This is a genomic window from Streptomyces sp. bgisy100, from assembly GCF_057709105.1.
This window is the reverse complement of record NZ_JBYITE010000035.1, coordinates 26,101-39,574: the sequence shown is the minus strand read 5'-3', so window position 1 is coordinate 39,574 and position 13,474 is coordinate 26,101. Positions and strand designations below refer to the sequence as shown.

The following is a 13,474-nucleotide window of genomic DNA, read 5'->3' as shown; positions in this document are numbered from 1 at the left end:
GGCCCGCGCCCTCGTGGGGAAACTACGCGCGTAGCGCCCCTCAGCAGCGCCGACGCCGCCGCCTCCCGCGATAGCGTCGCCTTCCCGCCCTCCCACACACCGCTCCTTTCCGCCGAGGAGAGTGCGCCATCAAAGCGTCCACCAGCAGCCCCCGGGCAGACAGTGCCCCTGCCGTAGAACTCCGGGGAATCACCAAGCGATTCCCGGGAGTTGTCGCCAACCACGACATCGACATCACCGTCCGGCGCGGCACCGTGCACGCGCTCGTCGGCGAGAACGGTGCCGGCAAGTCGACCCTGATGAAGATCCTCTACGGCATGCAGAAGCCGGACGAGGGCACCATCACCCTCGACGGCGACACGGTGACCTTCCACAGTCCGGCCGACGCCATCGCGCGCGGCATCGGCATGGTGCACCAGCACTTCATGCTCGCCGACAACCTCACCGTCCTGGAGAACATCGTCCTGGGCGCCGAGAAGCTGCACGGCATCGGGGCCAAGGCCCGGGCGAAGGTCATGGAGATCTCCGACGCGTACGGGCTGAACGCCCGCCCCGACGTCCTCATGGAGGACCTCGGCGTCGCCGACCGCCAGCGCGTGGAGATCCTCAAGGTCCTCTACCGCGGCGCCCGTACGCTCATCCTCGACGAGCCGACGGCCGTCCTCGTGCCGCAGGAGGTCGACGCGCTCTTCGACAACCTCCGCGAACTCAAGGCCGAGGGCCTCACCGTCATCTTCATCTCGCACAAGCTGGGCGAGGTGCTGTCGGTCGCCGACGACATCACGGTCATCCGCCGCGGCACCACCGTCGCCTCGGTGCACCCGGCCGATGTGACGCCGAAGCAGCTCGCCGAGCTGATGGTGGGCACCGAACTCCCGTCCCCCGAGACCCGCGAGTCGACGGTCACCGACGTCCCGATGCTCGACGTGAACGAGCTGCACCTGTCGGCCACCGACACCGACGGCGCGGTCCGCGCGGTGCTCGACGGCATCACCTTCACCATCCACAAGGGCGAAGTCCTCGGCATCGCCGGTGTGGAGGGCAACGGCCAGGCCGAGCTCGTCGAAGCGATCATGGGCATGCGCGACCCGGACGGCGGCGGCGTCACCCTCGACGGCACCGACATCTCCCACCTGCCCACGCGCCGCCGCCGCGAGGACGGCATCGGCTACATCCCCGAGGACCGCCACCGCCACGGCCTGCTCCTGGAAGCGCCGCTGTGGGAGAACCGCATCCTCGGCCATGTCACCGAGACGCCCAACGCCAAGGGCGCGCTGATCGACATCAAGGCCGCCCGCAAGGACACCGAGCGGATCGTCGCCGAGTACGACGTGCGCACCCCCGGCATCGAGGTCACCGCGGCCTCCCTGTCCGGCGGCAACCAGCAGAAGCTGATCGTCGGCCGCGAGATGAGCCACACCCCGAAGCTGCTGATCGCCGCGCATCCCACGCGCGGTGTGGACGTCGGCGCGCAGGCGCAGATCTGGGACCAGATCCGCGAGGCGCGCCACGAGGGCCTGGCGGTGCTGCTGATCTCCGCCGACCTGGACGAGCTCATCGGGCTCTCCGACACCCTGCGGGTGATGTACCGGGGCCGCCTGGTCGCCGACGCCGACCCCGCCACCATCACCCCGGAGGAGTTGGGTTCGGCCATGACCGGCGCCGCCCGCGGCCACCTCGAGCACCACGAGGACCACCAGGAGGACGAGGGGGGCGAGAACCGATGATCAAGTTCGACAAGGACCGGGTGATCCTGGCGGTCGCCGCGCCTCTCCTCGCCATCGTCGCCGCGCTGATCGTCACCTCGCTGGTGATCGTCGCCGCGGGTGACGACCCGTTCAACGCCTTCCGGATCATGCTCGACTACGGCTCGAAGAGCGACAGCCAGGTCTGGATCATCAACAAGGCGGTCCCGTACTACCTGTCCGCGCTCGCCGTGGCCATCGGCTTCCGGATGAACCTCTTCAACATCGGGGTCGACGGGCAGTACCGCATCGCGGCGTTCTTCGCGGCGGTCGTCGGCGGCGCCCTGACGCTCCCCGGCTTCCTCCAGATTCCGCTGATCATCATCGTCGCGATGCTGGTCGGCGCCGTGTGGGCCGGTATCGCCGGTGTGCTGAAGACGACCCGCGGGGTCAGCGAGGTCATCAGCACCATCATGCTCAACGCCATCGCGGCGTCGATCATCGGCTACTTCCTCGCCGAGGGACGGCTCGCGGAGAAGGAGGGGAACATCATCCACACCCCCTTCATCCCGGAGTCCAGCCACTTCTTCACCTTCCCGACGACCCCCAAGCCGGTCGAGGGCTTCATCGTCGTCGCGGCGCTCGCCGGAGCCCTCTACTGGTTCCTGCTCAGCCGCACCCGCTTCGGCTTCGACCTGCGCACCGTCGGCCAGTCGGAGTCCGCCGCCGAGGCGAGCGGCGTGAGCGTCAAGCGGATGGTCGTCGTCAGCATGCTGCTGTCCGGCGCCGCCGCCGGCCTCGTCGGCATGCCGACCCTGCTCGGCGTCTCGTACAACTACGGCACCGACTTCCCCGCCGGTATCGGCTTCACCGGCATCGCCATCGCGCTGCTGGGCCGCAACCACCCGATCGGCATGGCGCTCGGCGCGCTGCTCTGGGGCTTCCTGGAGCGCACCGGCAGCCAGCTCGAATTCGAGGGGTACGCCCAGGAGATCGTCGGCGTGGTCCAGGGCGTCATCGTCCTGTGCGTCGTCATCGCCTACGAGCTCGTGCGCCGGTACGGGCTCAAGAGCCAGCAGCGCAAGGTGGGCGCCGAACTCGCCGCCCAGGCCCGCAAGACCGATGAGGCGGAGGTGTCCGCATGAGCGCGACCACGGCCACGACGCCGTCGCGGCAGCCCGGCAAGAAGCAGGGCGGACGCCGGCAGATCACCTACCCGGTGGTCCTGCTGATCATCGCCGGGGCGCTCATCGCGCTCTCCGCCCTCCGCGCCGTCACCGGCGCCGCGGACCTCACCTCCTCCGGCCAGTACAGCGGCGCCCTCGCCGCCGCGGTGCCGATCGGCCTGGCCGGTCTCGGCGGTCTGTGGGCCGAGCGCGCGGGCATCATCAACATCGGCCTCGAAGGCATGATGATGCTCGGCTCGTTCGGCGCCGGCTGGGTCGGCTGGCAGTACGGACCGTGGTGGGCGGCGGTCGCCGGCATCGGCTTCGGACTGATCGGCGGCCTCATCCACGCGGTCGCGACCGTCACCTTCGGTGTGGACCAGATCATCTCCGGTGTCGCGGTCAACATCCTCGCGCTGGGCTTCACCCAGTACCTGGCCAAGCTCTGGTTCGGCGCCGAGGGCAGCGCGGCCGCGGCGGCGGGCGGCAACGACAAGCAGTCGCCCCCGATGGACAACCTCTCGGCGTTCTCGATCCCCGGCCTGTCCAGCGGGCTCGGCGCCATCGAGAAGCACGACTGGTTCCTGGTCTCCGACACCGCCGGCATCGTGCGCGGCCTGGTCACCGACGTCTCCTGGCTGACCCTGATCGCGGTCGGACTCTTCGTCGGCACCTTCTTCGTGCTGTGGCGCTCGTCGTTCGGCCTGCGGCTGCGGTCCTGCGGCGAGAGCCCGGTGGCGGCGGAGTCGCTCGGCGTCAACGTCTACACCTACAAGTACGCCGCGGTGCTGGTCTCCGGCGGCCTGGCCGGCCTCGGCGGCGCCTTCATCGCCATCGGTACGCACTTCTACCAGGACGGCCAGACCGGCGGCCGCGGCTACATCGGTCTCGCCACGATGATCTTCGGCAACTGGCGGCCGGGCGGAGTCGCCCTGGGCGCGGGCCTGTTCGGCTTCACCGACAGCCTCCAGCTGCGCGGCGGCGGCCAGACCGTGCACGCGCTGCTGCTGCTCCTCGCCGTGCTGCTGCTCGCCCTCGCCCTGTGGGGGATGCGCACCGGCCGCCTCAAGCAGGCCATAGGAGGCGGCGCCGTCGCGGTGGGCCTCTTCGTCTGGTACGCGTTCACCGACACCGTGCCGGTGGAGATCGTGGACGCCACCCCGTACGTCGCGACGCTGCTCGTCCTGTCGCTCTCCGCACAACGGCTCCGGCCACCCAAGGCGATCGGCAAGGCCTACCGGAAGGGGCAGGGCAAGTGACCGACTCCCCCGACTGGGAGGCCCTGCGGGAGCAGGCCCGGGACGCGATGTCCCGGGCCTACGCCCCCTACTCGGGCTTCGCGGTGGGCGCCGCGGCCCGCGTCGACGACGGGCGCACCGTGACCGGCTGCAACGTCGAGAACGCCTCCTACGGCGTCGGACTGTGCGCCGAGTGCGGACTCGTCTCCCAGCTGATCGCCACCGGCGGCGGCCGGCTCACCGCCTTCACCTGCTGCGGCCCGGACGGCGCGCTGCTCATGCCCTGCGGCCGCTGCCGCCAGCTGCTGTGGGAGCACGGCGGGGCCACGATGCTCGTCGACACCGAGAGCGGCATCCGCCCGCTCCGCGACCTGCTGCCCGACGCCTTCGGCCCGGAAGACCTCAAACGACACGGCCCCGACCGCCAAGGAAAGAACTCCTGATGGACGCCATCACCGTGATCCGCACCAAGCGTGACGGAGGCCGGCTCACCGACGCCCAGATCGACTGGGTCATCGACGCCTACACCCGCGGCGAGGTCGCCGACTACCAGATGTCCGCGCTCGCGATGGCGATCCTGCTGAACGGCATGGACCGCGTCGAGATCGCCCGCTGGACCGCCGCGATGATCGCCAGCGGCGAGCGGATGGACTTCTCCTCCCTCGCCCGCCCCACCGCCGACAAGCACTCGACCGGCGGCGTCGGCGACAAGATCACGCTGCCGCTCGCCCCGCTCGTCGCCGCGTGCGGCGGCGCCGTGCCGCAGCTCTCCGGCCGCGGCCTCGGCCACACCGGCGGCACCCTCGACAAGCTGGAGTCCGTCCCCGGCTGGCGGGCGCTGCTCTCCAACGACGAGATGCTCCGGGTGCTGGGCGATGTCGGCGCCGTCATCTGTGCGGCCGGGGACGGCCTCGCCCCGGCCGACAAGAAGCTGTACGCGCTCCGCGACGTCACCGGCACCGTCGAGGCGATCCCGCTGATCGCCTCGTCCATCATGTCCAAGAAGATCGCCGAGGGCACCGGCTCGCTGGTCCTGGACGTCAAGGTCGGCTCCGGCGCCTTCATGAAGAACCGCGAGGACGCCCGGGAGCTCGCCACCACCATGGTGGGCCTCGGCACGGACCACGGCGTGAACACCGTGGCCCTGCTCACCGACATGTCCACCCCGCTCGGCCTGACCGCGGGCAACGCGCTGGAGGTCCGCGAGTCGGTCGAGGTGCTCGCCGGCGGCGGCCCGGCCGACGTCGTCGAGCTCACCGTGGCCCTCGCCCGCGAGATGCTCGACGCGGCGGGCCTGAAGGACGCCGACCCGGCGAAGGCCCTCGCGGACGGCTCCGCCATGGACCACTGGCGCCGCATGATCGCGGCCCAGGGCGGCGACCCGGACGCGCCGCTGCCGGTCGCCCGCGAACAGCACGTGCTCACCGCCGAGTCCACCGGCGTCCTCACCGAACTCGACGCCTACGCCGTCGGCGTCGCCGCCTGGCGTCTCGGCGCCGGCCGGGCCCGCAAGGAGGACCCGGTGCAGGCCGGCGCGGGCGTGGAGATCCACGCCAAGCCGGGCGAGGAGGTCACGGCGGGCCAGCCGCTGCTGACCCTGCACACCGACACCCCGGAACGCTTCGAGTACGCCCTGGACTCCCTCGCGGGCGCCCTCGTGATCGACGCCCCGGGCACGGCGTACGAGCGGACGCCGGTGGTGCTGGAGCGCATAGGCTGACGGCCTGACCTGCGCTGATTGCCTTCGGGCGAACGGGACCGGTGGAACTTCGCCGGTCCCGTTCGGTGTTTCGGCGACCGCCCCGGCCGTGGGGCGGCGGTGCAAGGGCGGGGAGGGGAAGTACATCCCCACCCGTGAAGAGAACCGGCACTCGGCGCGGCGGGCCCTGTCCAACGAGCCTGCGAGAAACGCCTCCGCGTGAAGAACAGCGTCGGAAAGGACTCGCTTCGCGGCACCCGGCCCGCAACAACCGTTGGTCCCCCGCCATGTCTCAGGACAGCGGCAGGAGGACAAGGCCCGCGGGCTCGGGGCCAGTCAGGAAGGCATGGCCGCGTCGAGGTAGTTCTGCACCGGCTCGAACAGCCCGTACGGCACGTACTGCGAGATGTCGCCGTGGGCGACCCAGGCCAGTTCGGCCAGTTCCTCGGTGTCCGCGACGTGGGCGGTACCGCCCAGTACCTCGCAAGCGGTGTACGACATCAGCCGCCCCGTCTTCGGGTGGACCCGCTCGCCGAGCACCTTCACCGCCGCTACGGTCAGCCCGGTTTCTTCCCGGGTCTCCCGCACGGCGGCGTCCTCGCGCGCCTCGCCGGGCTCGACCTTTCCGGCCGGGAACTGCCAGGAGAGCTGTCCCTCGCTGACCCGGCGGCGCACCATCAGCACACGCCCTTCGTTCACCACAATGGCTGCGGCGATGCCTGGACGCCCGTCCGTGTTCTGCTGCGTCACGTCTGCTCCTCCAGAGCTGCCCGGATGGGTGGATGGATCGTATCGATGGGGATGAAGCGGGGCACCGCGTTCGTGGGTACCCACACGACGTCGATGTTCTCGGCCGCGTCGCTGTTGGGCCGCAGTGCCGCTCAGAGGTCCCAGCGGCGCCCCGTGGGGATGTGCCACACCCGCGCGTCGCCCTCGGGCCGCCGTGCGTAGCCGAACCGGTCCTGTGCCGGACGGCCGTTGGCGTTCCACCACGCCCAGGTGTCCTCGACCCGGTCCCACAGATCCGGCGTGCCGCCGTACGTCACGGTGGCCGGTCCGGTGAGCGGGGCGCGGGCCCACGTGCCGTCCGAGCGCTGGAGTTGGACGGACGTGGCCCCGTGGTCGTCGAGGTGATACACGAGTTCCGCGTCGGGCATGTCGAGCGCGAGCAGCAGGCGGAACGGGTAGTTCCCGCGGATGTCGGCCGCCGTGACGGTCGTCCGGCTCCTGCGCGTACCAGTGGGGCACGAACAGGTGCCGCGGCACCGACGCGAACACGTCGGCCCACTGCGGAGTGAGGAGGGCACCGTTCTCGATGAGGTGGTCGACCAGGGCGCCCAGGCGCGAGCGAACCGCATCCAGGGGGAGAGTACTCACGTGCCGGCTCCTTGCAGTTCATCGGCAATGGCTTGCGCGATGGTCATGCGTCGTCCTTTCAACGGGTCGACATGCGGCGGGTGCTACCTCGGAAACCGTCGGCGCCGACATGGCGGGCACGGACGGGGGCTGTGGTCAGAGCGGAGGAAGCTCGATCCGCGTCGAGATCTGTTGGCGCCGCCCGCACGCCTCGACATCGCGGCAGACGACTTCTTCGAGCCATCCCGTGTCGTCGCGCACGCGGCGGACGTCCAGAGCATCGGCAGAGGCGGCGGTATCGCAGAGCAGGCAGCGGCCGAGCAGCGCGCCCTCGCCCGGCTCCTGACCCACAGGGACGACGGCGCCGACCTGGCGCCAGTGGTCGGGGTTCCGGGTTCGGGCATAGCAGGCGGGCGGGTCCGCGCACACCACGTGGGTGATGCGGCGCAGCGCGCTGTCGCGGTCGCCGATCCAGAAGTCGCGGACCCGGAGAGTCGCCGAGTCGACGAGACACCCGCACAGATCGCACTTGATCAGCAGGCTCTCAGTCATGTCCGCCCCCGCACACGTGGTCCGGCGCCACGCACGTGCACCACCGTGGCTCGACGCACGGCGCGGAACCGGGGCGTGACGATGCGCGCGGAAGCAGAAGAACTGGGACGACGCTCCACGCGATGACGGAGGCACCCGCTCGGGCGCAACGGTCGAGCGGCGTCCCGCATTTCAGCAACAGCAGAGCCTCGCCCTGCCCCCGAGTGAGCCACCGCGTCGTGGCCTCGCGGTCGGCTTCATCCATGGCCGACACGAACACGCGCAAGCCGATGCGGAGCCACCCGAGGGCCCTGTCTGCGCGCGGGGCAACGTACTGACGTGCACGGACGTCCGTCGACGTCGCGCCTGCGGTCGACGCTGTGATGCGTGCCCACCAGCCGGGCTGCGGAACGGTGGGCGGACGCGCGATGACGCTGCGGCGGCACCGCGTGAGCTCGGTGATCAGCTTCCCCATGGGCTCATCTCCGGTCGCGATTCCGCCTCAACGCCGGGACAGGGGGAACTCGACGTCAGTCCGAGGTATCGCACGGGGTGCAACGACCACTCGGCGTCCGCCCCGTCGCCCAGCGCCACGGTGTACCCGCACGGCGCGCCGGAGTTGAGCAGACCAAGGGCCGTCATCCAGCCGGAATCCGCCCATGCGACAGCTCGTTCAACCTCGCGCGGGGTCATGCCGAAGACGTGGGCGCCGCGAATCTCTGCCCGCATCGCGCGTATGGCTTCACGGGAGGTGGGGAGCAGGCGCGGGACTCGGATCGGTACGGCTCGGTCCGCGTTCCGCGCCTCCTTCCGCACGACATGGAGCACGAACCCTTGCCTGACGGGTGACTCTGCAGGCATGGGCAGAGCGGGCGACCTTGTCTCGCGAACGGTGATCGCACGTGGTGCGCGCATTCCCTCGCCTTCCAGGACACGTGGCGGCCCTGGACGGCGGAATCCGGTGGTGGGCAGCCTGCTGAACCTCCCAGGACATGCGCAAGGGGAGGTGTCGTTACACACAGTGTGTGTGTCGCAACAGTGCGACCGTAGCGCCATAGGGACGTGCGTCGCAACGGTGCGCCGTCCCAATGGTGTGCCGGTGCATGCCAAGCGCCCCTCGCCTGCTGAGAGGTGAGGGGCGCCGGTTGGAGTGCTGGGCTAGATCAGGTGATCGAACTCCCCTGCCTTGACGCCGAGGACGAACGCGCGGAGTTTCTCGACGGAAGTCGTCACAATGACGTCTGGGTCGTCGCTTTCTCGCATCAGGATCGCGCCGTCAACAGGTGCCAATTCGACGCAACTCTGATTGTTGTCGGCTCCGGAGAAGGAACTCTTCTGCCAGTTGATATCGTCGGTCATGCCCCTTGACTCACATTTCCTGAGCGATGCGGTGGATGAATTTTCTCGACTCTTCGGGGTCGAGAGAGATCGCCTCGATCGAGGCGAACAATTTCCGGTACGTGACGAGCTGAGCCTCTGCGTCCAGAAAGCCGCTGTCGAATGCGCTGTCAATCTGAACTGTGTCAAGTGCTGGGATTTCTGCCCCAGCGTAGAGCACGGAGTGCACCGATCCGGTGATCTGTCGATCAAAGGGGATGATGCGGATGGTCACGGATGGCCATTCTGAGGCTTCGCAGAGGAACTTTAGCTGGTCGGCCATGGTGTCTGCGCTGCAGTACCTCATGCGCAGGGCCGCCTCGTGAATGAATGCTTCAAAGGGGGTCGGAGTGGGGCGGTCGAAAATGATGCGGCGTCGCATCCGATGCTCGACGCGCGTGTTCACTTCGTTTGCCGGCAGGTCCGAGACGCCGCTACGGATGAGACCTCTTGCGTAGTTCTCGGTCTGGAACTGGCCGGGGATGTGAAGCATTTGGATGTCGCGGAGGTATGTGGCCCAAAATTCGAGCTCTGCCACGTCCAGAAATCCAGGGGAGAGTATCCCGCGATATTCGTCCCACCACCCCTTGTGTCGCTCCTCAGCCATCCGTCCGAGTGCGTCTATGAGGTGCCGATCCGTGGCGGCGTAATGCGCTGCGAGCCTGCGAACTCGCTCGTCGCTCACCCCGTAGCGGCCTGACTCGATGTGGCTGATCTGGGCTCGCTCTCCACCCAGGAATGCGGCGGCGGAGGCTCCGTTCATGCCGGCCCGCTCGCGCAGCTTGCGCAACTCGGCGCCCAATCGCTTCTGTCGGGCGGTCGGGTAACTCCTCGGCGGCATGACCCCTCCCTCTCTTCCGCGTAAGAGTGTGCCGTGCTGAAGGTGTCCCGGTCCACCTGGCTTGATGCGACAGGCGTCCCAATGTTGCGCCGTCCCACAGTTGTGCCCTAGCTTCGGAGTGGCGGCACAGTCACCCCCTGTGTTGGGCCGAAGTGCAGCCCTCTGTTGATGATTTGACGATCTTTCAGAAGAGCCAATGCCACGGTCCCCGCTCTTGACCTGCATCAACGTCGCGTTAGGAGAGATGTCGTGACGAGCCGTGACTTACTGCCTGCTGCACTGCTCCCTGGCCGAGGGGTGAGCTATCGGTTCACCGGCCCGAACTCGCCCAACATGGCAGGCCTCGCCCGTCATTGGGTCGTTGACCTGCTCTGTCAGAACAACCGGGTATCGCTCGCTGAGCGTGCCGAGCTCTGCACCTCCGAGCTGGTCACGAACGCCCATCTCCATACCGCCTCGCCGGTGATCACGGTGGAGGCGTCGCTCTCCTCCGACGGTGTCACCGTGTGCGTTCATGATGGCGACCCTGGCTGTGCGCCGCAGCCGCGGGACGCATGGGCGAGCGCGGACCTCTTCGGTACTACGGGGCGTGGGCTCGGGCTCGTCGCCGCGTACGCAGACCAGTGGGCAGCGGTAGCGGACGAGACCTCAAAGACCGTTTGGTTCTTGCTGGTCGACGGTCCGGCCGCGCCATGTGCCACGTAACCCGAAGGGCGGTGAGCCGTCGCCATCGGTGACGCGCAACTATGCGCTGGGGTGCGGGCGTTTCTTGCCGACGATCAGCCTCGAACAAGGGGCTCGGTAATCCTCATTCTTGCTGGTCAGGAGTGCTTTTCGTTTGCCTGTCCGCCCGTCGGGCAGCCCGCTTCACGAAGACGCGAGGGCTAGAGTCCAATCTGTGAGTGAGAACGAGCACGAAGCGAAGATGGCCCACCCACGCATGGCGGCCGGCGCTCTCTTCTTTGATGAAGCCGGTCGAGTCCTCCTCGTCGAGCCATCATACAAGGACTATCGAGACATTCCCGGTGGATACGTCGAACAGGGTGAGTCGCCCCGACAAGCCTGTGTTCGCGAAGTCCAGGAGGAACTGGGCATCAATCCCCACATCGGTCGCCTCCTCGTCATCGACTGGGCGCCGAACCCAGGAGAGGGAGACAAGGTCCTCTACCTCTTCGACGGCGGCCGCCTCGGCGCAACCCACCGCCAACAGATCGCACTGCAAGCGGATGAGCTCCGTGGCTACGACTTCCACCGCGCCGAACAGGTGCCGGAACTCACCATCCCCCGCCTGGCACGCCGAATCACCGCTGGCATCGAGGCCCGAACGAACGGCCTGACCGTCTACCTGGAACACGGACAGTCGCCGGAAGCAGCTCCCTGACCAACTTGTGCCTCGGCGTCGTGCTCTCGATGTCTGCTCGGCCGTTTACGACCTGACACGTTGGTAGAGCCCTCCGAATTCGCACTGCGGGGTCGCACCGCCGATCGGGGCTGTGCGACCCCGGGCGCTCCCAGTGCACGGAGTGCCTATGCCGGATCCCCGTCCGGCCCGGCCCGTCCGACTGCCGGTGAAACCGCGTGCAGTAAGTCGGTCAGATCCTGCACATCGAGACCGCAGTAGGCGGCACGGTGCGCGGCCATGAGCAACAGATGGGCGACGACCTGCTGGTTCTCGTCGTGGCCGAGCCATTCGCCGGTCTTCTCGACCCCCGCGTCGTTGAGTAGGACGCCGCTCCGGGCGGCCTCCGCGGCCACCTCGGCGATGGCATGGAACTGGCTCCGCGCGGCACGGCGCCCGGTGATGCCCGGGTAGCACTCCCAGGTCTGGTCCGAGTAGGTGAATCCGTGCGGCGGGTCGTCGCGGAGCGGTGCGAAGTAATCCGGGTTCTTCTCCGGCCAGTTGGTGTGCAGGAGCGTCACGTCGTAGCTGTGCATGCGGCCGATGGTTCCACCGGGGTCGGACAACGGCCCGTAGCGTCCGGGAGTCGGGACCGCGTAGGAGTCAGCAGGCGGACCAGGCGGACCAGGCGGACCAGGCGGACAGGGCGCACCGAAGCCCCCGCGCCGCAACGCAAAGCACCGGGCCTTGCGGAGCCCGCCGCAACGCGGAGCACCGGGCAACGCAAAGCACCGGGCAACGCAAAGCGCCGGGCTCTCCAGAGCCCGGCGCTATGAGTGGAGCGAGCCCGGCCGATGCCGGCCGCCCGCGCGGTGATTCAGCCCGCCACCCGGGCGAACCCCGCCGGGTGCGCGGCGCGGGCCCGGCGCTCGGCCAGGGCCTTGCGCGTGGCGTAGAGCGTGATGCCCGCGGCGGTCGCGACGGCCACCAGGCCGAGCACCACCGTGGCCGACCAGCCGCCGGCGTGGAAGGCGACGGCGCCCAGCGCGCCGCCCAGGCTGCTGCCCAGGTAGTACGAGGTCTGGTACAGCGCGGAGGCCTGGGCGCGGCCCGTCTTCGCGGCGCGGCTGACCGAGGAGGACGCCACGGCGTGCCCCGCGAAGAAGCCGGCCGTGATCAGGACCAGGCCGAGCACCACCGACACCAGCGAGCTGCCGAGGCTCAGCAGCAGACCGGCCGCGGTGGTGCCCACCGCCGCGTACAGCGCCCCGCGCCGGCCGAGCCGGGCGACGAGCCGTCCGGCGGCGGCCGAGGAGACCGTGCCGACCAGGTAGACCAGGAAGATCGACCCGACGACGCCCTGCGGCAGGCTGAACGGCGCCTCCGTCAGGCGGTAGCCGATCACCGTGTAGACCGCGCCGAAGACGGTCATGAACAGCCCGCCGATGCAGTACAGCCGGCGCAGCAGCGGGTCCGAGAGGTGCTCGCCGAGCGTACGGACCAGCGCCCGCGGGCTCACCGTGGCGGGCGTGAAGTGCCGGGCCTTCGGCAGCAGCATCCGGTAGACGGCGGCGCACACCACGGCCAGCAGGCCGACCGCGGCCAGTCCGGCGCGCCAGCCCCAGGCCTGGGCCACCCAGCCGGTCACGATGCGTCCGGACATGCCGCCGATGGCGTTACCGGCCACGAACAGCCCGATCGCGCTCACCAGGGCCTTCGCCCGGACCTCCTCGGCGAGGTAGGCCATGGCGGACGCCGGGACTCCGGCGAGCGCCACGCCCTGCACGGTGCGCAGCGCGATCAGCGTGCCCAGGTCCGGGGCGAGCGGCACCACCAGGGAGATGACCGCGGCGACGGTGAGCGAGGTGGTCATGACGGCCCGGCGCCCGTATCGCTCGGAGAGTGCGCTGAGCGGGACGACGGCGAGGGCCAGGCCCGCCGTGGCGGCGGAGACGCTCCAGCTCGCGGCGCCCGGCGTCACGCCGAAACCGGCGGAGATGGCGGGCAGCAGGGCCTGGGTGGAGTAGAGGAGGGCGAAGGTCGCGACCCCGGCGGCGAAGAGGGCGAAGCTCATCCGGCGGTAGCCGGCGCCGCCCGGGCGCAGCTTGGTCGCTTCGGGATCGGTGGTACGGGATGACGCGGTGGAGGCGCCCACGTGGAGGGTGGACGCCCCGGTATCAGCGGGAGGCATGCGTCCAACCTAAGGACCCGGGTTTCATGCGTCCAATGCATGAACTCGGCA

At 69.5% G+C, this 13,474-nt stretch carries 14 protein-coding genes and 1 pseudogene; 7 read left to right on the top strand and 8 right to left on the bottom strand.

Annotated features, from left to right (window positions below):
* The first annotated feature begins 128 nt into the window (after positions 1 to 128).
* Genes AC3EQ1_RS22065 through AC3EQ1_RS22045 form a run of 5 tightly spaced genes read left to right on the top strand, consistent with a single transcriptional unit; the run spans position 129 to position 5,809 of the window.
* Positions 129 to 1,727, top strand: coding sequence for an ABC transporter ATP-binding protein (locus AC3EQ1_RS22065; RefSeq protein ID WP_432096098.1), 1,599 nt, complete (start codon positions 129 to 131; stop codon positions 1,725 to 1,727).
* On the top strand, positions 1,724 to 2,830 hold the full coding sequence (locus tag AC3EQ1_RS22060) for an ABC transporter permease (RefSeq protein WP_388850234.1): 1,107 nt from the start codon (positions 1,724 to 1,726) through the stop codon (positions 2,828 to 2,830). Before AC3EQ1_RS22065 ends, AC3EQ1_RS22060 begins: the two co-directional genes overlap by 4 nt.
* A complete protein-coding gene (locus AC3EQ1_RS22055) occupies positions 2,827 to 4,110 on the top strand; it encodes an ABC transporter permease (RefSeq protein ID WP_432096068.1) in 1,284 nt (427 codons plus the stop codon). Before AC3EQ1_RS22060 ends, AC3EQ1_RS22055 begins: the two co-directional genes overlap by 4 nt.
* Positions 4,107 to 4,532, top strand: coding sequence for a cytidine deaminase (locus AC3EQ1_RS22050; protein ID WP_432096067.1), 426 nt, complete (start codon positions 4,107 to 4,109; stop codon positions 4,530 to 4,532). The genes AC3EQ1_RS22055 and AC3EQ1_RS22050 overlap by 4 nt, the downstream gene beginning before the upstream one ends.
* A complete protein-coding gene (locus tag AC3EQ1_RS22045) occupies positions 4,532 to 5,809 on the top strand; it encodes a thymidine phosphorylase (RefSeq protein ID WP_432096066.1) in 1,278 nt (425 codons plus the stop codon). The genes AC3EQ1_RS22050 and AC3EQ1_RS22045 overlap by 1 nt, the downstream gene beginning before the upstream one ends.
* Before the next feature lie 315 nt (positions 5,810 to 6,124).
* On the opposite strand, the gene AC3EQ1_RS22040 is transcribed toward AC3EQ1_RS22045, so the two are convergent.
* The 6 genes and pseudogenes from AC3EQ1_RS22040 to AC3EQ1_RS22015 form a co-directional block, all read right to left on the bottom strand.
* Positions 6,125 to 6,538 carry an NUDIX hydrolase gene (locus tag AC3EQ1_RS22040; RefSeq protein ID WP_432096065.1) on the bottom strand — a complete coding sequence of 138 codons (414 nt, stop codon included), beginning with the start codon at positions 6,536 to 6,538 and terminating at the stop codon, positions 6,125 to 6,127.
* Positions 6,535 to 6,654 (bottom strand): annotated as a pseudogene (locus AC3EQ1_RS22035) (NUDIX hydrolase); the annotation flags it as partial. The gene AC3EQ1_RS22040 and the pseudogene AC3EQ1_RS22035, both read right to left, overlap by 4 nt.
* A gap of 15 nt (positions 6,655 to 6,669) precedes the next feature.
* Positions 6,670 to 7,146 carry a hypothetical protein gene (locus tag AC3EQ1_RS22030; protein ID WP_488187164.1) on the bottom strand — a complete coding sequence of 159 codons (477 nt, stop codon included), beginning with the start codon at positions 7,144 to 7,146 and terminating at the stop codon, positions 6,670 to 6,672.
* A gap of 154 nt (positions 7,147 to 7,300) precedes the next feature.
* On the bottom strand, positions 7,301 to 7,696 hold the full coding sequence (locus AC3EQ1_RS22025) for a hypothetical protein (RefSeq protein WP_432096063.1): 396 nt from the start codon (positions 7,694 to 7,696) through the stop codon (positions 7,301 to 7,303).
* 1,137 nt (positions 7,697 to 8,833) lie between these two features.
* Positions 8,834 to 9,034 carry a DUF397 domain-containing protein gene (locus tag AC3EQ1_RS22020; protein WP_432096062.1) on the bottom strand — a complete coding sequence of 67 codons (201 nt, stop codon included), beginning with the start codon at positions 9,032 to 9,034 and terminating at the stop codon, positions 8,834 to 8,836.
* A 10-nt stretch (positions 9,035 to 9,044) separates the two neighbouring features.
* Complete coding sequence (locus tag AC3EQ1_RS22015; RefSeq protein ID WP_432096061.1) at positions 9,045 to 9,893, bottom strand: helix-turn-helix domain-containing protein; 849 nt, start codon at positions 9,891 to 9,893, stop codon at positions 9,045 to 9,047.
* Between the two features lie 333 nt (positions 9,894 to 10,226).
* On the opposite strand from AC3EQ1_RS22015, the gene AC3EQ1_RS22010 reads away from it, so the two are divergent.
* Together AC3EQ1_RS22010 and AC3EQ1_RS22005 are read left to right on the top strand one after the other, a co-directional pair.
* The gene (locus tag AC3EQ1_RS22010; RefSeq protein ID WP_432096097.1) at positions 10,227 to 10,598 is read left to right on the top strand and encodes an ATP-binding protein; all 372 of its coding nucleotides are present in this window, start codon (positions 10,227 to 10,229) and stop codon (positions 10,596 to 10,598) included.
* Between the two features lie 193 nt (positions 10,599 to 10,791).
* Positions 10,792 to 11,274 carry an NUDIX domain-containing protein gene (locus tag AC3EQ1_RS22005; protein WP_432096060.1) on the top strand — a complete coding sequence of 161 codons (483 nt, stop codon included), beginning with the start codon at positions 10,792 to 10,794 and terminating at the stop codon, positions 11,272 to 11,274.
* A gap of 146 nt (positions 11,275 to 11,420) precedes the next feature.
* Here AC3EQ1_RS22005 and AC3EQ1_RS22000 read toward each other — a convergent pair whose 3' ends face one another.
* Both AC3EQ1_RS22000 and AC3EQ1_RS21995 read right to left on the bottom strand, forming a co-directional pair.
* Positions 11,421 to 11,828, bottom strand: coding sequence for a hypothetical protein (locus AC3EQ1_RS22000; protein ID WP_432096059.1), 408 nt, complete (start codon positions 11,826 to 11,828; stop codon positions 11,421 to 11,423).
* A gap of 281 nt (positions 11,829 to 12,109) precedes the next feature.
* Positions 12,110 to 13,423 carry an MFS transporter gene (locus tag AC3EQ1_RS21995; protein WP_432096058.1) on the bottom strand — a complete coding sequence of 438 codons (1,314 nt, stop codon included), beginning with the start codon at positions 13,421 to 13,423 and terminating at the stop codon, positions 12,110 to 12,112.
* Between the last annotated feature and the right edge of the window lie 51 nt (positions 13,424 to 13,474).

What these genes read in the sequence shown, in the direction of transcription:
- AC3EQ1_RS22015 (WP_432096061.1), bottom strand. Translation starts at nt 9,893, where the DNA reads ATGCCGCCGAGGAGTTACCCGACCGCCCGACAGAAGCGATTGGGCGCC.
- AC3EQ1_RS22030 (WP_488187164.1), bottom strand. Translation starts at nt 7,146, where the DNA reads ATGCGGTTCGCTCGCGCCTGGGCGCCCTGGTCGACCACCTCATCGAGA.
- AC3EQ1_RS22045 (WP_432096066.1), top strand. Translation starts at nt 4,532, where the DNA reads ATGGACGCCATCACCGTGATCCGCACCAAGCGTGACGGAGGCCGGCTC.
- AC3EQ1_RS22000 (WP_432096059.1), bottom strand. Translation starts at nt 11,828, where the DNA reads ATGCACAGCTACGACGTGACGCTCCTGCACACCAACTGGCCGGAGAAG.
- AC3EQ1_RS22025 (WP_432096063.1), bottom strand. Translation starts at nt 7,696, where the DNA reads ATGACTGAGAGCCTGCTGATCAAGTGCGATCTGTGCGGGTGTCTCGTC.
- AC3EQ1_RS22055 (WP_432096068.1), top strand. Translation starts at nt 2,827, where the DNA reads ATGAGCGCGACCACGGCCACGACGCCGTCGCGGCAGCCCGGCAAGAAG.
- AC3EQ1_RS22010 (WP_432096097.1), top strand. Translation starts at nt 10,227, where the DNA reads ATGGCAGGCCTCGCCCGTCATTGGGTCGTTGACCTGCTCTGTCAGAAC.
- AC3EQ1_RS22020 (WP_432096062.1), bottom strand. Translation starts at nt 9,034, where the DNA reads ATGACCGACGATATCAACTGGCAGAAGAGTTCCTTCTCCGGAGCCGAC.
- AC3EQ1_RS21995 (WP_432096058.1), bottom strand. Translation starts at nt 13,423, where the DNA reads ATGCCTCCCGCTGATACCGGGGCGTCCACCCTCCACGTGGGCGCCTCC.
- AC3EQ1_RS22060 (WP_388850234.1), top strand. Translation starts at nt 1,724, where the DNA reads ATGATCAAGTTCGACAAGGACCGGGTGATCCTGGCGGTCGCCGCGCCT.